This is a genomic window from Herbiconiux sp. L3-i23, assembly GCF_023734115.1.
GTDB lineage: Bacteria > Actinomycetota > Actinomycetes > Actinomycetales > Microbacteriaceae > Naasia.
On the sequence record NZ_AP025737.1, the window covers coordinates 2,859,075 to 2,882,226 of the forward strand.

The window sequence follows — 23,152 nt, forward strand, 5'->3', positions numbered from 1 at the left end:
TCAATCCGCTAGGCTGTATTTCCTGCGCCGCGTTCGTCGGCGCTGCGTCTGACGACTTCGTCCCCTCATCTCCGCCGCATCTTCGGCGCTCGGCTGGGACTTCTTCCGAAGGCGAACGACTGCGCCGCCGGCGCGCTCGCCTCATCGCCGCCACCGAACGCACATGCACGGTCGCGGCCAAGCCAGAAACCACATCCATGTCTGCAACTTTCAGCACGCTCGGCGTGCCCGCCCCTCTCGTGTCGGAGCTCACCGCTCAGGGCATCGAGTCCCCGTTCCCCATCCAGGTCGACACCCTGCCCGACACCCTCGCCGGGCGCGACGTGCTCGGCCGCGGCCGCACCGGCAGCGGCAAGACGCTCGCGTTCTCGCTGCCCCTCGTCGCCCGCCTCGGTGGCGAGCTCGCCGGCGGCAAGCGCCGCGCCGGCCGCCCGCTCGGACTCGTGCTGGCCCCCACTCGGGAGCTCGCGACCCAGATCGCCGCGACCGTGACCCCGCTCGCCGCGAAGTACGGCCTCACCACGACGACGATCTTCGGCGGCGTGAACCAGAACCGTCAGGTGAGCGCGTTGAAGGCCGGCGTCGACATCGTCGTCGCCTGCCCCGGTCGCCTCGAGGACCTCATGAAGCAGGGCTTCATCACCCTCGACGGGGTCGAGATCACCGTCATCGACGAGGCCGACCACATGGCCGACCTCGGCTTCCTGCCCGGCGTCACCCGGATCCTCGCGGCGACGCCGGAACGCGGTCAGCGCCTGCTGTTCTCCGCGACGCTCGACAACGGCGTGGACAAGCTGGTGAACCGCTTCCTGCACGACGAGCGGATGCACTCGGTGGACGAGGCCAACTCCCCCGTCGCCGCCATGACGCACCACGTGTTCGAGGTCGAGGGTCCCGAGGCGAAGAAGGCGCTCGTGCAGCGCCTCGCGTCGGGCCGGTCGCGCCGCATCCTGTTCACCCGTACGAAGCACCACGCGAAGAAGCTGGCCGCCAGCCTGACCGCGGCGGGCATCCCCGCCGTCGATCTGCAGGGCAACCTGTCGCAGCCTCAGCGCGACCGCAACCTCGCCGCGTTCGGCGACGGCAGCGTCCGCGTGCTGGTCGCCACCGATGTCGCCGCCCGCGGCGTTCACGTCGACGGCGTCGAGCTCGTCGTCCACGTCGACCCGCCGACCGAGCACAAGGCCTACCTGCACCGCTCGGGTCGCACCGCCCGTGCCGGGTCGGAGGGCGATGTCGTCACCGTGTCGCTCGCGAGCGAGCGCAAGGACGTTGCCACCCTGCTGCGCAAGGCGTCCATCTCGGTGCAGCCCCAGCAGGTCGACGCCGGGTCGGCCGCGGTCGACGCACTCGTCGGCCCCGCCGCCGACTACGTGAAGCCGGCGCCCAAGGTGGTGCAGACCCGCACCCCCGGCACGAGCCAGGGCGCGAACGCGCAGCGCAAGCGCGCGGCCCGCGCCGAGCGCGGCGGCCAGCGCAGCGAGAACGGCCAGCGCACCGAGAACGGACGGCGCGGCGACGCAGGTCAGCGTCGGGACCGCGGAGTGCGCGACGAGGTCCGTTCCGGCCAGCGTGACCAGACCCGCACGGGCCAGCGCACCGCGCGTTCGGACGCGCCGTCGACCGGTCGCGCGGCGAGCGCGTCGGCGGGCGGTTCGCGCTCGGGCGGCTCGCGTCGTGCGAGCAGCGCGGGCGGTGCCCCGAAGCTCATGGTGGGGTCGACCGTGCGTCAGAACGGCGGCGGCAACCGCCGCGGTCGCTGACCCGGGCCGAAGAACCCAGCGAGACAGACGAACTCAGCGAGTCAGACGAACCCAGCGAGTCAGACGAGGCGGCCGACGGAGGCCATCGCCATGCGCAGCAGCGCTCCGCGGCCGCCTTCCATCTCGGCGGCGACGCTGTCGCTGACCGCTTCGGCCGGTGACATCCAGGTCAGCTCGAGGGCGTCCTGGCGCGGGTCGCAGGTGCCGGTGACGGGAACGACGTAGGCGAGCGCGACGGCGTGCTGGCGCTCGTCGGTGTACTGGCTGATGCTCGGCGTCGGGAAGTACTCGGCGACGGTGAACGGCGCCGGGCTCGCCGGGAGCTGCGGGAAGGCCATCGGCCCGAGGTCCTTCTCGAGGTGGCGGAACAGCGCGTCGCGCAGGGTCTCGCCGTACATGACGCGTCCGGACACGATGGTGCGGGTGATGGTGCCCGCCGACCCGACCCGGAGCAGCACGCCGACCTCGGTGACCTGTCCGAGCCCGTCGACTCGCACGGGCACCGCTTCGACGTAGAGCAGCGGGAGGCGCTGCCGGATGCCCGCGAGTTCCTCGTCGCTCAACCAGCCGGGGTTCGGGTCGGGGGTCCCGGTGCCTACGAAGCTCATGGGCCTATTCTTCCCACATCTCGTCCGAGAAGTCCGGTGCGGGAGGAAGGATGCCACCATGCCGGGGACAGGGAAGCCCTCCGTCGACGCCCGCGCGGTGATCTGGTCGGCGAAGCCGACGGAGCTCGCCGACCGGCCGCTGCTCGTCCTCCTGCACGGCGTCGGCTCCCACGAGGGGGACCTCTTCGGTCTCGCCCCGCACCTGCCGCTGCAGCCGGTGATCGCGTCGCTGCGCGCGCTCGCCCCGTACGGCGCCGGGTGGTCCTGGTACGAGCTCGGCACACCCGGCGACCCGAAGAGCGACGGCGTCGACGCCGCCGCCGCCGCGGTACTCGATTGGCTCGACTCCCTCGGCCCCGCCCCCACCTCGGTCGGCCTGATGGGCTTCTCGCAGGGCGCCGCTGTCTCGCTGCAGGCCCTGCGCCACGCTCCCGAGCGCTTCGACTTCGTCGTGCAACTCTCCGGCTACGTCACCTCCGGCGAGCTCGAGGGCGACGCCCGTCTCGCCGAACTGCGCCCACCGGTGTTCTGGGGCCGCGGCACCGACGACGAGATCATCCCGGCCGAGGCCGTCGCGCGCACCGAGGAATGGCTGCCCGGCCACAGCGATCTCGATCGGCGCATCTACGAGGACCTCCCCCACGCCGTCTCGCAGGCCGAGCTCGCCGACGTGATCGGCTTCCTCCGACGCCACTACGGTTAGCGTCCGTCTGCGCGCCCGGTTCAAGCCGCTGCGGAAGCCGCGACGACGATCGCCACAGTGAACGTCGCCCAGTCGTTCAGGATGTGCGCTCCCGTCGAAACCGCGATGTTCTTGGTACGGATGAATGCGAGGGTGAGCACGAGTCGGGCCGCGCCGATGATGAGGAACGCCTGCGCGAAGTTCCAGTCGTAGGTCGGCAGGTGCGCCGCTCCGAACCAGACCGCGGTGACCAGCCAGGCGAGGACGATCGACGTCTTCCGGCCGAGGTGCGCCTTGGTGACGAGGAGGTACATGAGGGCCAGGAACGGAAGAAGGGTGAAGACCTCCTCCCCGAATAGCTGGATCCCCGTCCCCACGTAGAAGGCGACGAGGTTCGCGGCGCCCGAAGCGGCCAGCCCATCGGTCGCCGGGTTCGGGTTAGCGCCGAAGACCGCAGCCACGACGAGGCCGACGATCGCCGACACCGCGAGGTTGAGCAGCCAGAAGACGACCATGTCCAACAGGTCCCAGCCGGACAGTCGGCGGAAGATCGACGTCCAGTAGCGACCGGTGAACAGGATGAACACCGAGAGCGGGATCGCCGGGAAGAGGAGGCGCGGCACGAGAGCGACGATCTGGTCGGGTTGGGGAATCAGCACCAACGCGGCGAACCCGGCGGCGCAGGCGAGCACGATGATGAGCCACTTCCAGGCCGCGACCTCGATCGGCCGCCCGTCGTAGAAGGGCAAGTCCCGACCGTCTCGGCGCTCGATGGGTCTGCCGAAGCGCTCTCGCCTCTGTCCGGTCACCGCGCTCATGCACCACCCCCACCTCGGCGTGCGCCCAGCATGGCAGTCGCGCGGCCCGACCGATAGCCTCGCTCGGCCCCGACCCCGCCTCGGCGACCCCGAACAGGCTGTTCGGAGCCCTCGGTGTTCCGAGAACTCGGTGTTCCGAGAACTCGGTGTTCCGAGAACGTTGTCGGTGGCATGGTCCATGATGTGCGGATGGCCACGCCGCACGAGAGCTTGGGTCGTTTCTCCGGAGCGACCGCCGAGTGGTTCACTGGCGCCTTCGGTCAGCCGACCGAGGCGCAATCCGGCGCGTGGTCCGCCATCTCCAGCGGGTCGCACGCCCTCGTGGTCGCGCCGACGGGCTCCGGCAAGACGCTCGCGGCGTTCCTGTGGGCCATCGACCGGCTGGCCTCCTCGCCTCCCCCCGCTCCGTCCGACGAACTGCCCCGCACCCGGGTGCTCTACCTCTCACCGCTGAAGGCCCTCGGTGTCGACGTCGAGCGCAACCTGCGGAGCCCTCTGGTGGGCATCACCCAGACCGCGAAGCGCCTGGGCGGCGCCTCGCGCGACATCACCGTCGGCGTGCGGTCGGGCGACACCCCGTCGTCCGAGCGGCGTGCGCTCGTCAGCTCGCCGCCCGACATCCTCATCACCACTCCCGAGTCGCTGTATCTGATGCTCACCTCGGCGGCGCGCGAGACCCTGCGCGGGGTCGACACGGTGATCATCGACGAGGTCCACGCCGTCGCCTCGACGAAGCGCGGCTCGCATCTGGCGCTGTCCCTCGAGCGGCTCGACGCCCTGCTCGAGAAGCCGGCGCAGCGGATCGGGCTGTCGGCGACGGTGCGTCCGCTCGACGAGGTGGCCCGCTTCCTCGGCGGCCGCGCGCCGGTCACCATCGTCGCGCCGGGCTCGGCGAAGCGGTTCGATCTCACGGTGGTCGTGCCGGTCGACGACATGGCCGAGCTCGGCGCCGCCCCCTCCGACGAGGGCGGCGAAGCCCGCAGCGGTTCGATCTGGCCGCACGTCGAGGAGGCGATCGTCGACCTCGTCACCCGCCACCGGTCGTCGATCGTGTTCGCCAACTCCCGGCGTCTCGCCGAGCGGCTGACCGCGCGCTTGAACGAGGTGTGGTCCGAGCGGCTCGAACTCGAACTCGCGCCCGTCGGCGCCGCAGTCGCCGAGGTGCCGGGTCAGGGCGGAGCGACCCGCGGCGCCGACCCGTTGCTCGCCCGAGCGCATCACGGGTCGGTGAGCAAGGAGCAGCGCGCACTCATCGAAGACGATCTGAAGAGCGGTCGGCTGCGGGTCGTCGTCGCGACATCGAGCCTCGAACTCGGCATCGACATGGGCGCGGTCGATCTGGTCGTGCAGGTCGGAGCACCGCCGTCGGTCGCGAGCGGCCTGCAACGGCTCGGTCGCGCCGGTCACCAGGTGGGCGAGATCTCGCGTGGAGTGATGTTCCCCACCCACCGTGCCGACCTGGTGAGCTCCGCCGTCGTCGCCGGCCGCATGGTACGCAGCGAGATCGAGGCGATCGCGGTGCCCGCGAACCCGCTCGACATCCTCGCCCAGCAGACGGTCGCCGCCTGCGCGCTCGACGTCCTCGACGTCGAGGAGTGGTTCGACACGGTTCGCCGCAGCGCTCCGTTCGGCTCGCTGCCGCGATCGGCGTACGACGCGACCCTCGACCTGCTCGCCGGGCGGTATCCGTCGGACGAGTTCGCCGAGCTGCGCCCGCGACTCGTCTGGGACCGCGACGCTGGCACCCTCACCGGCAGGCCCGGCGCTCAACGTCTGGCGGTCACCTCGGGCGGCACCATCCCCGACCGCGGACTGTTCGGCGTCTTCATGGTCGGCGACGCCGGCGGCTCGAACCGCGTCGGCGAGCTCGACGAGGAGATGGTCTACGAGTCGCGGGTGGGCGACGTCTTCGCCCTCGGCACCACCAGTTGGCAGATCCAGGAGATCACCCACGACCGCGTGCTCGTCACACCCGCGTTCGGTCAGCCCGGGCGGGTGCCGTTCTGGCGCGGCGACGGTCTCGGCCGTCCGGCCGAACTCGGACGCGCCATCGGCGGATTCATCCGCGAGGTCACCGGTCAGAAGCCCGATGCGGCGGCCGCGACGGTATCGGCACTCGGGCTCGACGAGCGGGCGACCGCGAACCTGCTCGGCTACCTCGCCGAGCAGCGCGCCGCGACCGACAGTGTGCCGACCGACCGCACCCTCGTCGTCGAACGGTTCCACGACGAGCTCGGCGACTGGCGCGTCGTACTGCACTCGCCGTTCGGTATGCCCGTGCACTCACCGTGGGGGCTCGCGATCGCCGCCCGCGTCGAGGAGCAGTACGGCGTCGACGGCAACGTGATCACCTCCGACGACGGCATCGTGGTGCGCCTGCCCGACACCGACGGCGAGCCGCCGGGGGCCGAGCTGTTCGTGTTCGACCCCGACGAGATCGACGACATCGTCACCCGCGAGGTGGCGGGCTCCGCGCTCTTCGCCTCCCGGTTCCGCGAGTGCGCCGCACGCGCCCTGCTGCTGCCGCGCTACAACCCGTCGCGACGGTCTCCGCTCTGGCAGCAGCGCCAGCGCGCCTCCCAACTGCTCGACGTCGCCAAGAAGTACCCGAGCTTCCCGATCATCCTCGAGACCATCCGCGAAGTGATGCGCGACGTCTACGACCTGCCCGCCCTCGGCGAGATCGTCCGCGAGATCGAGCAGCGGCGCATCCGCATCGTCGAGACCACGACGCAGGCCGCGTCGCCGTTCGCGAGCTCGATCCTGTTCGGATACGTGGGCGCGTTCATGTACGAAGGCGACAGCCCGCTCGCCGAACGCAAGGCCGCAGCGCTCGCCCTCGACAGCTCGCTCCTGTCCGAACTGCTCGGACGCACCGAACTGCGCGAGCTGCTCGACCCCGAGGTCATCGAGCGCACCGAGCTCGAGCTGCAGCGCCTCGCCGATGACCGTCAGGCGAAAGACCTCGAGGGCGTCGCGGATCTGCTCCGCATGCTGGGGCCGCTGCGCACCGACGAGGTGCAGCAGCGCGTGCTGCCCGAGGTCCGCGACGAAGTGCCCACCTGGCTCGGCGCCCTGGTCGAATCCCGCCGCGCCCTCGCGGTCTCGTTCGCCGGCGAGGAGCGGTGGGCCGCGATCGAAGACGCGAGCCGTCTGCGGGACGCCCTCGGAGTGCCGCTGCCGATCGGGGTGCCGATGGCCTTCGTCGAGCCGGTCGACGACCCGCTCGGCGATCTGGTCAGCAGATACGCGAGAACCCACGGCCCCTTCACCGCGACCGACGCCGCCAAGCGGCTCGGCCTGGGTGTCGCGGTCGTCACCGATGCCCTGCGGCGGCTCGGCGGAGACCGACGCGTGGTCGACGGCGAGTTCCGGCCCGGCGGCGCCGGCACCGAATGGTGCGACGTCGAGGTGCTGCGACGACTCCGCAGCCGCTCGCTCGCCGCCCTGCGGCGCGAGGTCGAACCGGTCGACCACGCAGCGTTCGCCCGCTTCCTCCCCGCCTGGCAGCAGGTCGGAGGTCGCCTGCGCGGAGTCGACGGCGTCGCCGCCGTCATCGACCAGCTGGGCGGCTCCCCCATCCCCGCGTCGGCGTGGGAGAGCCTGGTGCTGCCGTCGCGGGTGCGCGACTACTCACCGTCGATGCTCGACGAACTGACCTCGACGGGTGAGGTCCTCTGGACCGGAGCCGGCACCCTGCCCGGCAAGGACGGCTGGGTCAGCCTCCACCTCGCCGACACGGTCGGCATCACCCTGCCGCAACCCGACGAGATCGAACTCTCGCCTCTCGAGCAGGAGATCCTCACCTCGCTCGGGGGCGGCGGCGCCTACTTCTTCCGCCAGCTCTCCGACGCCGTCGGCAGTACCGACGACGATGCGATGCAGACCGCCATCTGGAATCTCGTCTGGGCAGGACTCGTCAGCAACGACACCTTCTCGCCGTTGCGAGGACTCGTCGGTTCGGGCGGATCCGCGCACCGTCAGCCGCGCAAACCCGCCCGCACCCGTTCGTACCGCGCCCGGTCGTCGCTGCCCCGCGCCGCGATGCCGAGCCGCACCGGCAGCCCCCTCGTCAGCGGTCGCTGGTCGATCGTCCCGCTCGCTGAGTCCGACGCCACCGTGCGCGCCGCGGCGACGGCCGAGCTGCTGCTCGACCGCTACGGGGTCGTCACCCGCGGGTCGGTCATGACCGAGCGGGTGCCGGGCGGGTTCGCTCTCGTCTACAAGACGCTGAGCGCATTCGAGGAGCGCGGCAGGGCCCGCCGGGGGTACTTCATCGAAACGCTCGGAGCGGCGCAGTTCGCGACCTCCGGAGCGGTCGACCGTCTCCGCTCGTTCTCGCGCTCCCCCGGCGACCCGCGTCCCGCCGCCGATGCGGTCGTGCTGGCGGCGACCGACCCCGCGAACCCGTACGGAGCCGCGCTGCCGTGGCCGACCGTCGAAGGTCACAAGCCCGGACGCAAGGCAGGGGGACTCGTCGTACTCGACGACGGCGACCTCATCCTCTACCTCGAGCGCGGGGGCAAGAGCATGCTGACCTTCACCACCGACGAGGAGTGCCTCGCCTCGGGCACCCGCGCTCTCGCTGCCCTCGTCCGCTCGGGCGCCGTCGACCGGCTGAGCATCGAGAAGGCCGACGGCGAGTTCGTGCTCGGCACCCCCATCGGACGCGCGCTCGAGATGGCGGGCTTCACCGCCGGACCGAGCGGATTGCGGCTCCGCGCATGAGGCACGCGAACGAGTTCCACTGCGGGGCCGGGCGAGTCGACCAACAGATCGCGTCTCGTCGCATGAGGCGAGGAGCGCGTTCCACCACACGGCCGGGCGGGTCGCCGAATGGATCGCGGCTCCATGCCTGAGGGAGACACCGTCTTCCGAGCGGCCAGCCGACTGCGGGCGGCCCTCGTGGGGAAGACGCTCACGAAGTCGGACATCCGGGTTCCGCAGTTCGCCGAGGTCGATCTCAGCGGCCGCGTGGTCGACGAGGTGGTGAGCCTCGGCAAGCACCTGCTGATGCGGGTCGGCGACGTGACCATCCATTCGCACCTCAAGATGGAGGGCGTCTGGCAGGTGTACTCCCGCGGCGAGCGGTGGCGGCGTCCGGCGCATGAGGCGCGCATCGTGCTCGAGACCGAGGATCTCCAGGCCGTAGGCTTCGCGCTCGGCGTTCTCGAGCTGGTGCCGCGCGACGCCGAGGACGAGGTGATCGGCCACCTCGGGCCCGACCTCCTCGGCCCCACCTGGGACGCTGCCGAGGCGCTACGCCGTGTGGAGGCGCAGGGGGAACGCGCGATCGGTCTTACCCTCCTCGATCAGCGGGTGATGGCGGGGCTCGGAAACGTCTACCGCAGCGAACTGTGCTTCCTCCGCGGCGTTCTGCCCACCCGTCCCACATCCGCCGCCGGCGATCTGCGTGCGTGGATCGATCTCAGCCGCCGCACGATCTTCGCGAACCGTGACCGCCCCGAGCGGGTCTTCACCGGGGACACCCGCCCGGGACGGCAGAAGTGGGTGTACGGCCGCGGCGGCAAGCCGTGTCGGCGATGCGGCACCCCGATCCACGAGGGCCGGCTCGATGATCCGCGGGCTCCCGGTGAGCCGACCCAGGAACGGGTCGTCTACTGGTGCCCCCGCTGCCAGAGCTGACCGTACGCGACCCTCGAGAGCGAGCCTCGGCCACCTAGGGGTAGGGCGAACGCTTGGGGGTTATCCCCCTTATCGACCGTTCGATCGTCGAGCTACTTTCTTCTCACGGAATCAGCGACACCCCAGTCACCGACCGCGACGAACGCAGCCAGCGGAGCTCGGACGGTGACCGCGACCCGTAACGATGAAGGCTCGACGCCTTCAGAAAGCGGTGGCCCGAACACATGACTACGCTCTCCCCCTCGCACCCGAACGAGCCCATGAGCCAGGGGTTTACTTCGGTCTCCGCGATGCCCGCAGTCCGCAGAGGACTCGGCCGGGGAACCGATGATGAACTGTCCGCGCACACCCGAGATCGACAGCGCGTCCTCTTTGTCATCGCGACCGGTCTGCTCGCGATAGCGACCCCCCTCGCCGTGGTGGGGATGTTGTTCGTCTAGTCGGTGACGCTCCGTTCGCGCGAAGGCCCTTCACTCCCGGTGGGAGCGGAGGGCCTTCGCCGTTCCCGCGCCCGCCGCCGGGATCTCCATAGCGAGGTTCGGACTTCTCTCAGGCGGGTTACTGAGAGGATGGGTCGTGACCACGTCGCTCCCCACCGACTCGATTCCCGCGACTCTCGCCTACGTGCGCCTGCTCATCATCAACCTCGAGAAGGTGAACCCGCGGCGGTCGGCCCGGTTGCTGCTCGAGTTCCTCGACGCCCGCACCGAGCACCAGGCGCTGCGCCTGTCCGATGTGGAGCTGCGCGCCGAGCTCGCGCGGATCGCCGCCGCCGCTCAGACCCTCGACCCGACCGTCGACGCCGGCTGATCCGCCTTCCGCGACGGACGGCATCGGAGGCGTCCGCGTCGTGGCGATATGTTCGTAAGGCGGCGCCCGTCATTCCTCGACCCGAGACCGCCTCATCCGATTGGCCCAGGAGGACCCATGACCGATTCCGCACCCACTGGCCCCGCCAGCCCGATCGACCCGACCGGAACCGACTCCTGGCAGCAGCTGTCGGACATCGCAACCGACTTCTCACCCGACCTGCGCGGCTGGTTCGCGTCGGAATCGGACCGCGCTGAGCGTTACACGTTCCAGGCCGCGGACCTCACCATCGACCTGTCGAAGAACCTGCTGACCGACGACATCCTGCGCCCGCTGCTGCAGCTCGCCGAGGACGTCGACGTGGCGGGACGCTACCGGGCCATGATCAGCGGCGAGCACATCAACGTCACCGAGGACCGGGCCGTGCTGCACACCGCCCTTCGCCGACCCAAGGGTGGCGCCGACCTCGAGCCCGCGGAGGGATTCACGGTCGATGACGACGATGTCGACGCCGAGGTGCACGCGACGCTCGCCAAGGTCTACGCCTTCGCCGAGAAGGTCCGCTCGGGCGAGTGGACCGGTGTCACCGGCAAGCGCATCGCAACGGTCGTGAACATCGGCATCGGCGGGTCGGATCTCGGACCCGTCATGGTCTACGACGCCCTGAAGCCGTATGTGCAGGACGGGCTCGAGTGCCGGTTCGTCTCGAACATCGACCCTGCGGACATCTACGAGAAGACCGCGGATCTCGACCCCGAGACGACGCTCTTCATCGTCGCGTCGAAGACCTTCGGCACCCTCGAAACCCTCACCAACGCCCGTCTCGCCCGGCAGTGGCTGTGGGAGCGGCTCGGTCGGGCCGGCGTCCTCGAGGACACCGATGAGGCACGCACCGGTGCGGTCGCGAAGCACTTCGTGGCCGTCTCCACCGCCCTCGACAAGGTCGCGGCGTTCGGCATCGATCCCGAGAACGCGTTCGGTTTCTGGGATTGGGTGGGCGGTCGCTACTCGGTCGATTCGGCGATCGGGACTTCGGTCGCGATCGCGATCGGCCCGCAGGGCTTCTCCGAGTTCCTCGCCGGCTTCCACGCGATCGACGAGCACATGCGCACCACCCCGCTCGAGCGGAACGTCCCGGTGCTGATGGGGCTGCTGAACGTCTGGTACACCAACTTCCTCGGCGCGCAGAGCCACGCGGTGCTGCCCTACGCCCAGGACCTCAGCCGCTTCCCCGCCTACCTGCAGCAGCTCACGATGGAGTCGAACGGCAAGAGCGTCCGCTGGGACGGCTCACCCGTCACCACGAACACCGGCGAGATCTTCTGGGGAGAGCCGGGAACCAACGGCCAGCACGCGTTCTACCAGCTGATCCACCAGGGCACGCGGCTGATCCCCGCCGACTTCATCGCCGTCGCGAACCCCTCGCGCCCGCTGAGGGACGAAACGGGCGACGGCAAGACGGTCCAGCCGGGCCAGGACGTGCACTCCCTCTTCCTCGCCAACTTCTTCGCGCAGACGAAGGCGCTCGCGTTCGGGAAGACCGCCGACGAGGTTCGCGCCGAGGGCACCGCGGAAGCGGTCGTGCCAGCGCGCGTGTTCAGCGGCAACCGCCCGACGACTTCGATCCTCGCTCCGGCGCTCACCCCGAGCGTCGTGGGTCAGCTGATCGCCCTCTACGAGCACATCGTGTTCACCGAGGGCACCATTTGGGGCATCGACTCGTTCGACCAGTGGGGCGTCGAGCTCGGCAAGCAGCTGGCGCTGCAGATCGCGCCCGCCGTCGACGGCGACGCGGAGGCGCTCGAGGCGCAGGACTCGTCGACCAAGTCGCTCATCGCGAAGTACCTCGAACTACGCGACTGACGAAGGCACGACCAGCGGCCCGCTTCCTCATGGGAGCGGGCCGCTTCGTCGTTCCGGGCCGGCGGGACGTACGCCCAGAGGAGTAGGGCGGCTGACACCCGCGGGCGGATGCCCCTGCCGTGACGGGGCGAGAAGGGTGAGCGGAGCAGCTGGACGCACCCGTGTCCGACCGATCTCGCGAGCAGAGGAGCACTCCATGTCCGATTCCACTTCGAGCAACGTCCAGCCGATACCGCGGAGCGCTCACGATCGTGCGGCGGATTCGCGTGCGTCCGGTCTGCGAGCGATCGCGCTGAGTGCCCTGATCGTCGCCGTCGTCGCCGGAGCGGTGAACGCCGGCGTCGCCGCTGCCGCCGTCGCTCTCGGCGCCGAGCCCACCGGCCCTCTCATGCCGCTCGCCTACCTGACCCTCACCGTGGTCGGCGCGATCGGCGCAGCGGTGGGCTGGTTCCTGATCGTGCGACGGTCGCAGCGTCCGGCGCTGACCCTCCGTCGGCTCGTCCCGTCTGTGCTCGTGCTGTCGTGGATCCCGGACATCGTCCTCGGCTTCATCGTGAACACCGCCGACGGATGGCTGACGGTCGCCGCATTGATGGTGATGCACGTCGCGACCGTCGCGGTCGCGGTCGGCGCGTACTCCTGGATGATGCCGCCCGCACCGTCAACCGGAACCGGCTCTCTCGACGCGAGGGAGCGCTGATCGAGGCAAGAAGACCGAAGGCCCCGCCTCCCTGCACGATGCGCAAGGGCCGGGGCCTTCGAGTGGCGGTAGCGGTGGGATTTGAACCCACGGTGGAGTTGCCCCCACACATGTTTTCGAGACATGCTCCTTAGGCCGCTCGGACACGCTACCGCCGATGAGTGTACGCGACCGATCGGGGGTCGCGCGAATCGACGGCCGCGCCGATCGATCGCGCCGACAGCACCGAGCGGTGGCGACGGCGGCGAGGCTCCAAACGTGAGGTCCATTCCGGCCGAGCTCGACATCAGGCACACTCCTCCCCGGTGTCGTCGCCGGTGAACCAGGCGTCGGAATGCCGATCGCTGGTCTGAGCGTCAGTCGTGCGTTCCGCTTCGCCATCGACGCCGAACTTGCGCGCGAGCACGACGTGGATCGGTGATGAGCCTTCGTCGACCGGATCATCCACATCTCGGAACCGCACTCCTGACCCGGTCGGCAGCACCTTCGCCGGCGGAGTCTCGTACACCTTGCCGGTGGGCGAGATGCATCGGATGACGCCGTCTCCGACGTTCTCGACCTTCCACCTGCCTCTGCCCTTCACCAGATGGTGGCCTCTGCAGAAGTTGGCGAGGTTCTCGGCGATTGTCTCGCCGTCTTCGACCCATGGAGTTGTGTGGTCGATGTCGCAATACTGAGCGGCTCGAGTGCAGCCGACGAACCGACAGACCTCATCGCGCACCTGCAGGTAGCGGCGCAGTTCGGCGGGAACTCGGTAGCTCTCGCGGCCGAAGTCGAGGATCGCGCCGTTCGCCGGGTCGGTGAGGAGTCGTGTCCAGCTGCTCGCCGTGCCCGACAACTCGCGCGAGGTCTGCGCGTCGATCGGACCGTAACCGACCAGTTCGCCCGGGTCATCGGTCTTGCCGCGCGCGGTGTCCGACGGCACGTGCAGGAATACGCCCGCTCTGACGCCGCGCTGCGCCGCGGGGGTTGCGACCGGGTCGCCTCCGGACGGGGTCGCAGCGACGCCCGTCGAATCCACGAAAAGATCGCGGGCCACGTCGGCCTCGATCTGAGCGAGCGTCCGCGTCTCACCGGGCAGCTTGTGCAGCGTTCGAGCATGTCCAGTGACGGCGGCGAGCGCACCGAGGGCATCGGGAGCGTCCAAGAGCATGTGCACCCATGCCATCCCGCGGGGAGCGGCTTCACCGAAGATACGGCGCTCGGTCAGGGCTTCGCGGTGCTGCTCGACCATCGTGGAGGGCTCGATGGACGCGGCGATAGACGCCGCCCGCTTCTCGAACCGCGTGGGCGGCAGATCCTCGGCGACCTCGAGTACCTGAGCTTCGTACTCGGAGAGCAGGTGCGACGGGACTCCGAGCGAGCAGTCGACGACGATGCGGGCATGCCGATCGGAGATACGCGCTTGAAGCAGGCGCTCGAGGGTTGCCGAGAAGTCGCCCGACAGGCGCCGCGCGTACGTGAGCTGCGATTCGGCGGTGCGTTCGTGCATCGCCAGAGCGGCCGCCACTTCAGCCCGCAGCTCTCGCCACTCGAGAGCGTCGGGCAGACTCCACCGCGCCCCGTGCGCGGCTTCGTACCAGCGGCGAACGGCGTCGATCTGCTCGTAGCGCTCCGCCGCGCGAGAGCGCTCGATGAGGACACCGGCCGCCAGCGCGTCGACGAGATCGGCGCCTGGAGATGCCGCCTGCGATGCGTCACGCGCCTGGCTCATGCCTGCCTCGTCGACTCGGATGGAGTGACCGGCCAGGCCGGCGCTCCACGGGAAGTGGTCTCATCGCCGGCACGCGATGTGCTGCCAGTATAGCAGACATTCGAAGATATGTACGGGAAATGGGCACTCAGGCGAGGCGCGTATCGGATGTCGGATGCCGCGCCTACTGTTCTTCCCATGCCCCGCGCCGCCGCCACCGCCTCGCCCTACCGCTGCACGGAATGCGGCTGGACGACCGCGAAGTGGGTCGGTCGCTGCGCCGAGTGCCAGCAGTGGGGCACCGTCGTCGAGGCCGCCGAGAAGACGGGCTTCACGCGCTCGGTGAAGCCGACCGTGGTGCTCGGCGATCGCATCGCGAAGCCCATCGGCGAGGTCGAGATCGAGTCGGCCAGCCACAAGCAGAGCGGCATCGCCGAATTCGACCGCGTGCTGGGCGGCGGCGTCGTGCCGGGAGCCGCCATCCTGCTGAGCGGCGAGCCCGGCGTGGGCAAGTCCACTCTGCTGCTCGAAGTCGCGGCGCGCGCCGCCGGCACCGGTGCACGCGTGCTCTATGTGACCGCCGAGGAGTCCGTCGGACAGGTGCGGATGCGCGCCGAACGCACGGGCGCCCTGCACCCCAATCTCTATCTCGCGGCCGAGACCGACCTCGCGACGGTGCTCGGCCAGGTCGACGCCGTCGAGCCCGACCTGCTCATCGTCGACTCGGTGCAGACGGTCTCGAGCGGCGAGATCGACGGCTTCGCGGGAGGGCCGTCGCAGGTCCGCGAAGTCGCGTCATCCCTAATCCGCCTCGCGAAGCAGCGCAACCTCCCCGTGCTTCTGGTCGGTCACGTCACGAAGGACGGATCCATCGCGGGCCCACGCCTCCTCGAGCATCTCGTCGATGTGGTCTGCACGTTCGAGGGCGACCGGCAGACCTCGCTGCGCTTCATCCGCGCGCTCAAGAACCGTTTCGGACCGGTCGATGAGGTCGGCTGCTTCGAGATGGCGAGCGACGGCATCGTCGAGGTCCCCGACCCCAGCGGACTGTTCCTCAGCCGCGGCGACAAAGCGGTCAGCGGCACCTGCGTGACCGTCGCGATGGAGGGCCGACGCGCACTGCCCGTCGAGGTGCAGGCGCTCGTCGTCGGCACATCGGCCCCGCAGCCGCGACGCGTGGTCAGCGGCGTCGACTCGAGCCGCGTCGCGATGGTCCTCGCCGTGCTCGAGCGCCGCGCGGGCATCAAGCTGAGCACGCTCGACGTCTACGTCTCCACCGTCGGCGGGGTCCGCCTCACCGAGCCGGGCGCCGACCTCGCCATTGCGCTCGCGATCGCCTCGGCCGCGAAAGACCAGCCCGTCGGGCACGACGTCGTCGCGGTCGGCGAGCTGAGCCTCGCCGGCGAGATCCGACCCGTGTCGATGGCGAAGCAGCGGGCGACCGAGGCGAAGCGGCTCGGCTTCCGTCGTGTGCTCGACCACTCCACCGAGTCGGCACGATCCGCGCTCAAGGCCGCCCTCGGCTGAGCGCGGCCGATGTCGCCCGACGCCCTTGCGCCGAGCGGACTCCTTCGATTGAGTGAACCTCACTCAGCCCGTCGATCGGAGCGCCGTGTACATCGCGTTGGTCCTGCTGCAGACCGTGATCCTGCCGGTCGTGTCCGCCGCCGTCCACCTCCTGGTCGCCGGCGGCGACCCGCTTCTCGTCATCGGGATCTGGTTCGCGTTCCGGGGGGGTCGGCACCCGCCTCGTCGTCGCCGGTATCAGCCAGCTGACGAACCCGGGCCGCACCTCGAAAGGGATCCTCGGCATCGAGGACAAGGGCGCCGAGCAGGTCGTGCACGAGCTCGGCTTCGCGAACCTCAGCTTCGGAGCCGTCGCCCTCGTGGCTGCGTTCCTCCCCGGCTGGGGACTCATCGGCGCCGCACCGGGTGCGCTCTACCTCGGACTCGCAGGGATCCGTCACATCGCGAAGCGGGGAAAGCGTGCCGAGGAGACCGTGGCGACCTGGACGGATCTCACCGTCTTCGTCGGCGTCGCCCTCGGCATCGCGGCGCTCATCACGCGCTAGGCGGTGCCGGTCACTGGAGCAGGAACTGCTTGGTGTCCGCCGAGGTCACGCCGCCCACGCTGACGGACAGATGGTAGGACGCCCCACCCGCGGTGACCGGCTGCCGCTCGCCTCCGCAGGTGTCGGGCGACGACCAGGTGCGATCCCACGCGATGCTGCTCGAGGCGACCGGCTCCGCTCCCGGTTCGACCGTGTAGGCGAAGTCGTCGGCGCCGTCCTGGCAGTCGGACGAGGTCCAGATCGTCTCGTCGCCACTCGACACCGTGAACACCTGCTGCGAGGTGCCGAGGTTCATGGTGCAGGCGACCGACCCGTTGTTGACGAGCGTCCACGACAGCTGCGGTTGCACGTCGGCGGCGTACGAGTCGGCGTCGGTGACCGCCGTGACGGCGATCTGCTCCGCCGCGCACGGCTGCGGCTCGGAGCTGGGTGCCGACGCGGACGGGTCGGTGGGAGCGGCTTCGGCCGGAGGAGCCGACGTCTCGACGGACGCCGGGGTGCTGGGCGTTGCGGGACGCACGACGATGAGCACGATGACGGCGATGACGGCCAGCGCGCCGAGCAGCACCAGGATGCGGCGGCGCCAATAGACCCGCTTCGGCTGTGAACCGACGGGGTCGCGGAAGGCCGACATGGGCACAGGGTATGCCCGCGTCCCCCATTGGCACGGCAACACCCCGGCATGATGCCGAGTTCTTATCCGCCCGACAGAACGGGGTCAGGCCAGGTGCTTCAGCATGCGGGTGTTGCCGAGCGTGTTCGGCTTGACCCGCGCGAGGTCGAGGAACTCGGCGACACCTTCGTCGGGCGAGCGGACCAGCTCGGCGTAGACATCGGGAGAGACGACCCCCTCGCCGATCGGAGCGAAGCCGTGCCGGGTGAAGAAGTCGATCTCGAAGGTCAGGCAGAACAGACGGTCGAGCCCCAGCTCGCGCGCGTCCGCCTCGAGGCGCTCGAGCAGCAGATGGCCGACCCCCTTGCGCAAGTGGCCGTCGGATACCGCGAGCGTGCGGACCTCGCCGAGGTCCTCCCACATGACGTGCAGAGCCCCGCATCCCACCAGCGCACCGTCGGCGTCGACCGCGACGACGAACTCCTGCAGGTTCTCGTAGAAGACGACGAGATCCTTGCCCAGCAGAATGCGTCGCTGCACCAGGGGCTCGACGAGCGCATGGATGTCGCGCACGTCGCCGGTGCGCGCGCGCCGGATCGTGTACTCGGAGGCCGCCACACCTCAATCCTGCCGTACCCCGCTGCAGAGTCGGCGCGATAGGGACGGAGCCGTCGGTAGCCCGCCCAAGACATGGCCGGTGGATCGCAGTGCAGCCCGGGCGCTGCCGACTGCTCTTCTTCGCTACCGGCCGGGTGACGACGAATCGCCCGGCCCCGTCCTCGAGACTCGAGAACAGCGGGACCGGGCGATCCGGGTGAAGCGGGTCAGCCGGCGGCGGCGATGTCCGGACCGGCCGCGATCGCTCCCTGAGCGGTCCCAGCGCCGACCATGTCGTGACGCTTGCCCGTGGTGAAGGTGAACTCACCGTCGACGAAGTCGACCTGGATGTGGTCGCCCGCCTCGAGCTCGCCGTGCAGGATCTTCTCCGACAGACGGTCCTCGACCTCGTGCTGCACCGCGCGGCGCAGCGGACGGGCGCCGAGCGCCGGGTCGAAACCGAGGTCGATCAGACGCTCCTTGGCGGGCACCGCGATCTCGATCGTCATGTCGCGGTCCATCAGGCGGAAGCTCAGCCGCTTGATGAACAGGTCGACGATCTGCAGCAGCTCGGGCTTGGTGAGCTGCGGGAAGACGATCGTCTCGTCGACGCGGTTCAGGAACTCGGGCTTGAAGTGCTTCTTCAGCTCCTCGGTGACCTTCGCGCGCATCCGGTCGTACCCGGTCGACGTGTCGCCCTCCATCACGAAGCCCACGGGTCCACCCGCGATGTCCTTCGTTCCGAGGTTGGTCGTCATGATGATGACCGTGTTCTTGAAGTCGACGACGCGACCCTGACCGTCGGTCAGACGTCCCTCCTCCAGGATCTGGAGCAGCGAGTTGAAGATGTCGGGGTGCGCCTTCTCGATCTCGTCGAACAGGACCACGCTGAACGGCTTGCGGCGGACCTTCTCTGTCAGCTGGCCGCCCTCTTCGAATCCGACGAATCCGGGAGGGGCGCCGAACAGACGCGAGACGGTGTGCTTCTCGCCGTACTCGGACATGTCGAGCGAGATCAGAGCGTTCTCGTCGTCGAAGAGGAACTCGGCGAGCGCCTTGGCCAGCTCGGTCTTACCGACACCGGTGGGGCCGGCGAAGATGAACGAACCGGAGGGACGCTTCGGGTCCTTCAGACCGGCGCGGGTGCGACGGATCGTCTTGGCGAGCACCGAGATGGCCTCGTCCTGACCGATGACGCGCTCGTGCAGGGCCTTCTCCATGAAGATGAGCCGGCTGGACTCCTCCTCGGTGAGCTTGAACACCGGGATGCCGGTCGCCTGGGCGAGCACCTCGGCGATCAGACCCTCGTCGACCTCGGCGGTCGTCGCGACGTCGCCCGACTTCCACTTCTTCTCGAGGCGCAGACGCTCGGCGAGGAGCTGCTTCTCCTCGTCGCGCAGGCCGGCGGCCTTCTCGAAGTCCTGGTCTTCGATCGCGGTCTCCTTGGCGGCACGCACCACGGCGATCTTCTCGTCGAACTCGCGCAGCTCCGGCGGCGCCGACAGGATCGACAGGCGCAGGCGGGCGCCGGCCTCGTCGATCAGGTCGATGGCCTTGTCGGGCAGGAAGCGGTCCTGGATGTAGCGGTCGGCGAGGTTCGCCGCGGCCACGATCGCGCCATCGGTGATGGACACCTTGTGGTGCGCCTCGTAGCGGTCGCGCAGGCCCTTGAGGATGTTGATCGCGTGGGGCAGCGAGGGCTCGTTGACCTGGATCGGCTGGAAGCGGCGCTCGAGCGCGGCGTCCTTCTCGAAGTGCTTGCGGTACTCGTCGAGCGTGGTCGCGCCGATGGTCTGCAGCTCACCGCGGGCGAGCAGCGGCTTCAGGATGCTGGCCGCGTCGATCGCGCCCTCGGCGGCACCCGCACCCACCAGGGTGTGGATCTCGTCGATGAAGGTGATGATGTCGCCGCGGGTGCGGATCTCCTTCGTCACCTTCTTGAGGCGCTCCTCGAAGTCACCGCGGTAGCGGCTGCCGGCGATGAGCGAGCCGAGGTCGAGGGTGTAGAGCTGCTTGTCCTTCAGCGTCTCGGGCACGTCGCCGCGCACGATGGCCTGGGCCAGGCCCTCGACGACGGCGGTCTTGCCGACGCCGGGCTCGCCGATGAGGACCGGGTTGTTCTTAGAGCGGCGCGACAGGATCTGCATGACGCGCTCGATCTCCTTCTCGCGCCCGATGACCGGGTCGAGCTTGCCGTCGCGCGCGGCCTGAGTCAGGTTGCGCCCGAACTGGTCGAGCACCTGCGAGCCCTGCTGGGCGCTCTGCTGGTTCTCACCACCCACGGCGATCGCCTCCTTGCCCTGGTATCCCGAGAGCAGCTGGATGACCTGCTGGCGCACGCGGTTGAGGTCGGCGCCGAGCTTGACGAGCACCTGGGCGGCGACACCCTCGCCCTCACGGATGAGGCCGAGGAGGATGTGCTCGGTGCCGATGTAGTTGTGACCGAGCTGCAGCGCCTCGCGGAGGCTGAGCTCGAGCACCTTCTTGGCGCGCGGCGTGAACGGGATGTGCCCCGTCGGCTGCTGCTGGCCCTGGCCGATGATGTCCTGGACCTGCTCGCGCACCGCGTCGAGCGAGATGCCCAGCGACTCGAGCGCCTTCGCGGCCACACCCTCACCCTCGTGGATGAGCCCGAGCAGGATGTGCTCGGTGCCGATGTAGTTGTGGTTCAGCATCTTCGCCTCTTCCTGGGCGAGGACGACGACGCGACGGGCTCGATCGGTGAATCTCTCGAACATGTAAGTCTTCTCCCCCGACACCGCAAGGGAAGGGCGGCGTCGAATACATAGAGAGTAACGAGCGGGACCCCCTGACACTGCCCCTGTTCGCTCACGGCAACACCGCTTCTTGCGCTTATCGAACATCGATGTACTATCGAGTATCGATAACAACGAAGAACGATAAGGAGCATCCCGTGTCGAATCCCCGTACCTCCGGACGGCCCTTCTCCCGCTCGGACGTCGTCGCGACGGCGACGCTCGGCGCCATCGTCGCCGTCTGGACGATCGTCGACCTGGTGGTCTCGCTGACCTCGATCCTCTCCAACCGCGATGTGCCCATCAGGGTGTGGGTCGACGACGCGAGCGCCGCGCTCCCCCTGCCCACCGGCAGTGCGGAGATCACGCTGACCAGCGGCGTCGCGGAGGTGAGCGACATGCCGCCGTTCATCCTCGGCGTCGTCGCCTCATCGGCCGTGGTCCGCGCAGCGGCGATCCTCGCCGTCACCGCTCTCGTGCTGATCCTCTGCCGGAACCTCGCCCGCGGGAAGGTGTTCAGCTCGGGCAACACCGCCCTCGTCACCGGCATCGCCGTGGCGATCGCGGTCGGCTGGTTCCTCACCAGCCTCTTCGCGCAGATGGCGAGCAACAGCGCGGTCAACGTGTTGACCGACAAGGCGTACTCCTCCGCGCAGGCGCCGGTCGAGTGGACCCCGTACCTCGCGGCGTTCGCCGTCACCGTCGTCGCGGTCGCATTCCGCGCCGGCGAGCGCCTGCAGCGCGACACCGAGGGCCTGGTCTGATGGCGCCCGCCGCCGAGACCGACCTCTCCCGCGTGCACTGCCGTCTCGACGAGCTCCTCGCCGCGCGCGGCATGACGCTGACCCGCCTCAGCGAGCTCGTGGGGGTGAGTCTCGTGAACCTCTCCGTGCTGAAGAACGACCGCGCGAAGGCCATCCGATTCTCGACGCTGACGGCGATCTGCGAGGCGCTCGGGTGCGAGATCGGAGAGCTGCTCGTGCTGGCGCCGGGTCCGGTCTCCGAAGCCCCCTGAACTCACGCCCTCGTTCGGGGGCGTGTGCGGTAGCCCGATGTCGGTCTTACCGGCTACATTCGGTGACACGTGCTCAGGACTCCGCCTTGAGACGAAAGAGGAAGAGGACCGCGTTGACCGACCGCCAGCCCGGCGCGGCCATCGGCCGATACCGAGTGCTCTCCGTCATCGGCCAAGGCGGGCTCGCCACCGTGTACTCCGCCCACGACACCCTGCTCGACCGCGACGTCGCGGTCAAGGTGTTCTCCTCGCGAGCGACCAGCCGCGAGCTGGTCAAGGTCCAGGAGGCCGAGGCGCGGCTCGCCGCCAAGCTCAACCACCACGCCCTCACCACCCTGTACGACGCGGGCGTCGATTCCAGCGACCCCGAGGCTCCGCAGATCTACCTCGTGATGGAGCACATCGCAGGGGCCGACCTCAAGCAGCGTCTGGAGCGAGGAAGCCTCAACGACCTCCAGCTGGCCTATCTCGCAACCGATCTCAACTCCGCCCTCGCCTACGTGCACGAGAACGGCTTCATCCACTGCGACATCAAGCCGGCGAACGTGCTCGTCGCCGACCGCGATGCCGCCACGCGACTGCGGGGCAAGCTCACCGACTTCGGCATCGCCGGCATCATCGGCGCCAACGGGGGCCGCGGCACCACGACCGGCACCGCCGCGTACCTGGCGCCCGAGCAGGTCGAAGGCGGCGACCCGACGACGGCGACGGACGTGTACGCCCTCGGCCTGGTGCTGATCGAGGCGTACAAGGGCACGATCGAGTTCCCCGGCTCGGTTCAGGAGACCGCACTCGAGCGCCTGCGCCGCGACCCCGTGATGCCCGCCGGCATGGAGACCGACCTCGCATCCGCCCTGCGCGCGATGGTCGAGCGCGACCCGGCGAAGCGCATCTCCGCCCGCGAAGCGGCCGAGCGGTTCGAACGCGTCGCGGCACGCCTCATCGCCAAGGTCAAGGGCGCATCGATGCCCGTCACCCACACCTCGGAGGAGGACCGCGTCGACGCCGTGCACCGCTACGGCATCCTCGACACCCCGCCGGATGAGGCGTTCGACCGCATCACCCGCATCGCGGGGCGCATGCTGGCCAGCCCGATCTCGTTCGTCTCGATCGTCGACGAGGACCGCGTGTTCCACAAGGCGCGGCTCGGCGTCGACATCGAACAGGTCCCCCGCGAGTTCTCGCTCTGCCCGATCACCGTCGACGTGGGCGCCCCCTGGTACGTCTCCGACATCGCGGTCGACGAGCGCACGAAGGACAACGCCCTCCTCGCCCAGCACGGGGTCCGCGCCTACGCGGCGGCGCCGATGATCACCGAAGACGGGCACACCATCGGCTCGCTCTGCGTCTACGACGTGCGGCCGCGCACCTTCTCGCCCGAAGACCTGGCCGACCTCAACGAGCTCGCCGCGGTCGCGATGCACGAGCTCGAACTCCGCCTGGCCGCCCGTCGCGCGGCGTTCGGCGCCGCCTGAGCCGTCTTCGCGGTCATCGGGGCACTGCCGCCTGGACCAAG

Annotated in this window: 18 protein-coding genes and 1 tRNA gene; 12 read left to right on the top strand and 7 right to left on the bottom strand. The window is 69.7% G+C overall.

All coding sequences use genetic code 11. From position 1 onward, the window contains the following. Window positions 1–197 precede the first annotated feature (197 nt). The gene (locus NGH83_RS13665) at window positions 198–1,763 is read left to right on the top strand and encodes a DEAD/DEAH box helicase (protein WP_251856800.1); all 1,566 of its coding nucleotides are present in this window, start codon (window positions 198–200) and stop codon (window positions 1,761–1,763) included. A gap of 59 nt (window positions 1,764–1,822) precedes the next feature. Here NGH83_RS13665 and NGH83_RS13670 read toward each other — a convergent pair whose 3' ends face one another. Continuing rightward, on the bottom strand, window positions 1,823–2,371 hold the full coding sequence (locus tag NGH83_RS13670; RefSeq protein WP_251856801.1) for an NUDIX hydrolase family protein: 549 nt from the start codon (window positions 2,369–2,371) through the stop codon (window positions 1,823–1,825). Window positions 2,372–2,429: 58 nt separating this feature from the next. Here NGH83_RS13670 and NGH83_RS13675 point away from each other — a divergent pair, with 58 nt between their 5' ends. Further along, entirely contained in the window at window positions 2,430–3,074 is a 645-nt protein-coding gene (locus NGH83_RS13675; RefSeq protein WP_251856802.1) for an alpha/beta hydrolase, read from the top strand. Between the two features lie 20 nt (window positions 3,075–3,094). On the opposite strand, the gene NGH83_RS13680 is transcribed toward NGH83_RS13675, so the two are convergent. After that, on the bottom strand, window positions 3,095–3,871 hold the full coding sequence (locus tag NGH83_RS13680; RefSeq protein WP_251856803.1) for a CPBP family intramembrane glutamic endopeptidase: 777 nt from the start codon (window positions 3,869–3,871) through the stop codon (window positions 3,095–3,097). A 189-nt stretch (window positions 3,872–4,060) separates the two neighbouring features. Here NGH83_RS13680 and NGH83_RS13685 point away from each other — a divergent pair, with 189 nt between their 5' ends. The 5 genes from NGH83_RS13685 (at window position 4,061) to NGH83_RS13705 (ending at window position 12,890) form a co-directional block, all read left to right on the top strand. Beyond that, window positions 4,061–8,599, top strand: a complete 4,539-nt coding sequence (locus NGH83_RS13685) for an ATP-dependent helicase (RefSeq protein WP_251856804.1) — start codon at window positions 4,061–4,063, stop codon at window positions 8,597–8,599. 123 nt (window positions 8,600–8,722) lie between these two features. Further along, window positions 8,723–9,517, top strand: a complete 795-nt coding sequence (locus NGH83_RS13690; protein ID WP_251856805.1) for a DNA-formamidopyrimidine glycosylase family protein — start codon at window positions 8,723–8,725, stop codon at window positions 9,515–9,517. A gap of 576 nt (window positions 9,518–10,093) precedes the next feature. Then, on the top strand, window positions 10,094–10,327 hold the full coding sequence (locus NGH83_RS13695) for a hypothetical protein (RefSeq protein ID WP_251856806.1): 234 nt from the start codon (window positions 10,094–10,096) through the stop codon (window positions 10,325–10,327). 117 nt (window positions 10,328–10,444) lie between these two features. Beyond that, on the top strand, window positions 10,445–12,190 hold the full coding sequence (pgi, locus tag NGH83_RS13700; protein WP_251856807.1) for a glucose-6-phosphate isomerase: 1,746 nt from the start codon (window positions 10,445–10,447) through the stop codon (window positions 12,188–12,190). A 196-nt stretch (window positions 12,191–12,386) separates the two neighbouring features. After that, a complete protein-coding gene (locus NGH83_RS13705; RefSeq protein ID WP_251856808.1) occupies window positions 12,387–12,890 on the top strand; it encodes a hypothetical protein in 504 nt (167 codons plus the stop codon). A gap of 63 nt (window positions 12,891–12,953) precedes the next feature. Here the strand turns inward: NGH83_RS13705 and NGH83_RS13710 are convergent. Continuing rightward, a tRNA-Ser gene (locus NGH83_RS13710) sits at window positions 12,954–13,043 on the bottom strand. 133 nt (window positions 13,044–13,176) lie between these two features. Beyond that, window positions 13,177–14,604, bottom strand: coding sequence for an HNH endonuclease signature motif containing protein (locus NGH83_RS13715; protein ID WP_251856809.1), 1,428 nt, complete (start codon window positions 14,602–14,604; stop codon window positions 13,177–13,179). 177 nt (window positions 14,605–14,781) lie between these two features. On the opposite strand from NGH83_RS13715, the gene radA reads away from it, so the two are divergent. After that, a complete protein-coding gene (gene radA / locus NGH83_RS13720; RefSeq protein ID WP_251856810.1) occupies window positions 14,782–16,110 on the top strand; it encodes a DNA repair protein RadA in 1,329 nt (442 codons plus the stop codon). 311 nt (window positions 16,111–16,421) lie between these two features. Next, complete coding sequence (locus NGH83_RS13725; protein WP_251856811.1) at window positions 16,422–16,655, top strand: hypothetical protein; 234 nt, start codon at window positions 16,422–16,424, stop codon at window positions 16,653–16,655. A 10-nt stretch (window positions 16,656–16,665) separates the two neighbouring features. Here NGH83_RS13725 and NGH83_RS13730 read toward each other — a convergent pair whose 3' ends face one another. The 3 genes from NGH83_RS13730 to NGH83_RS13740 form a co-directional block, all read right to left on the bottom strand. Then, window positions 16,666–17,289 carry a hypothetical protein gene (locus NGH83_RS13730; protein ID WP_251856812.1) on the bottom strand — a complete coding sequence of 208 codons (624 nt, stop codon included), beginning with the start codon at window positions 17,287–17,289 and terminating at the stop codon, window positions 16,666–16,668. A gap of 84 nt (window positions 17,290–17,373) precedes the next feature. Then, complete coding sequence (locus NGH83_RS13735; protein WP_251856813.1) at window positions 17,374–17,886, bottom strand: amino-acid N-acetyltransferase; 513 nt, start codon at window positions 17,884–17,886, stop codon at window positions 17,374–17,376. 206 nt (window positions 17,887–18,092) lie between these two features. Beyond that, a complete protein-coding gene (locus tag NGH83_RS13740) occupies window positions 18,093–20,603 on the bottom strand; it encodes an ATP-dependent Clp protease ATP-binding subunit (protein WP_251856814.1) in 2,511 nt (836 codons plus the stop codon). A 176-nt stretch (window positions 20,604–20,779) separates the two neighbouring features. Between NGH83_RS13740 and NGH83_RS13745 the strand changes: the two genes are divergently transcribed. The 3 genes from NGH83_RS13745 (at window position 20,780) to NGH83_RS13755 (ending at window position 23,111) form a co-directional block, all read left to right on the top strand. Continuing rightward, complete coding sequence (locus NGH83_RS13745) at window positions 20,780–21,385, top strand: hypothetical protein (protein WP_251856815.1); 606 nt, start codon at window positions 20,780–20,782, stop codon at window positions 21,383–21,385. Continuing rightward, window positions 21,385–21,636 (top strand): helix-turn-helix transcriptional regulator, encoded by a 252-nt coding sequence (locus NGH83_RS13750; RefSeq protein WP_251856816.1) that lies wholly within the window; start codon window positions 21,385–21,387, stop codon window positions 21,634–21,636. Before NGH83_RS13745 ends, NGH83_RS13750 begins: the two co-directional genes overlap by 1 nt. A 113-nt stretch (window positions 21,637–21,749) precedes the next feature. Continuing rightward, window positions 21,750–23,111 (top strand): GAF domain-containing serine/threonine-protein kinase, encoded by a 1,362-nt coding sequence (locus NGH83_RS13755; RefSeq protein WP_251856817.1) that lies wholly within the window; start codon window positions 21,750–21,752, stop codon window positions 23,109–23,111. Window positions 23,112–23,152: the final 41 nt, after the last annotated feature.

What these genes read in the sequence shown, in the direction of transcription:
- NGH83_RS13750 (WP_251856816.1), top strand. Translation starts at nt 21,385, where the DNA reads ATGGCGCCCGCCGCCGAGACCGACCTCTCCCGCGTGCACTGCCGTCTC.
- NGH83_RS13730 (WP_251856812.1), bottom strand. Translation starts at nt 17,289, where the DNA reads ATGTCGGCCTTCCGCGACCCCGTCGGTTCACAGCCGAAGCGGGTCTAT.
- radA (WP_251856810.1), top strand. Translation starts at nt 14,782, where the DNA reads ATGCCCCGCGCCGCCGCCACCGCCTCGCCCTACCGCTGCACGGAATGC.
- NGH83_RS13715 (WP_251856809.1), bottom strand. Translation starts at nt 14,604, where the DNA reads ATGAGCCAGGCGCGTGACGCATCGCAGGCGGCATCTCCAGGCGCCGAT.
- NGH83_RS13680 (WP_251856803.1), bottom strand. Translation starts at nt 3,871, where the DNA reads ATGAGCGCGGTGACCGGACAGAGGCGAGAGCGCTTCGGCAGACCCATC.
- NGH83_RS13670 (WP_251856801.1), bottom strand. Translation starts at nt 2,371, where the DNA reads ATGAGCTTCGTAGGCACCGGGACCCCCGACCCGAACCCCGGCTGGTTG.
- pgi (WP_251856807.1), top strand. Translation starts at nt 10,445, where the DNA reads ATGACCGATTCCGCACCCACTGGCCCCGCCAGCCCGATCGACCCGACC.
- NGH83_RS13740 (WP_251856814.1), bottom strand. Translation starts at nt 20,603, where the DNA reads ATGTTCGAGAGATTCACCGATCGAGCCCGTCGCGTCGTCGTCCTCGCC.
- NGH83_RS13675 (WP_251856802.1), top strand. Translation starts at nt 2,430, where the DNA reads ATGCCGGGGACAGGGAAGCCCTCCGTCGACGCCCGCGCGGTGATCTGG.
- NGH83_RS13690 (WP_251856805.1), top strand. Translation starts at nt 8,723, where the DNA reads ATGCCTGAGGGAGACACCGTCTTCCGAGCGGCCAGCCGACTGCGGGCG.
- NGH83_RS13665 (WP_251856800.1), top strand. Translation starts at nt 198, where the DNA reads ATGTCTGCAACTTTCAGCACGCTCGGCGTGCCCGCCCCTCTCGTGTCG.
- NGH83_RS13685 (WP_251856804.1), top strand. Translation starts at nt 4,061, where the DNA reads ATGGCCACGCCGCACGAGAGCTTGGGTCGTTTCTCCGGAGCGACCGCC.
- NGH83_RS13705 (WP_251856808.1), top strand. Translation starts at nt 12,387, where the DNA reads ATGTCCGATTCCACTTCGAGCAACGTCCAGCCGATACCGCGGAGCGCT.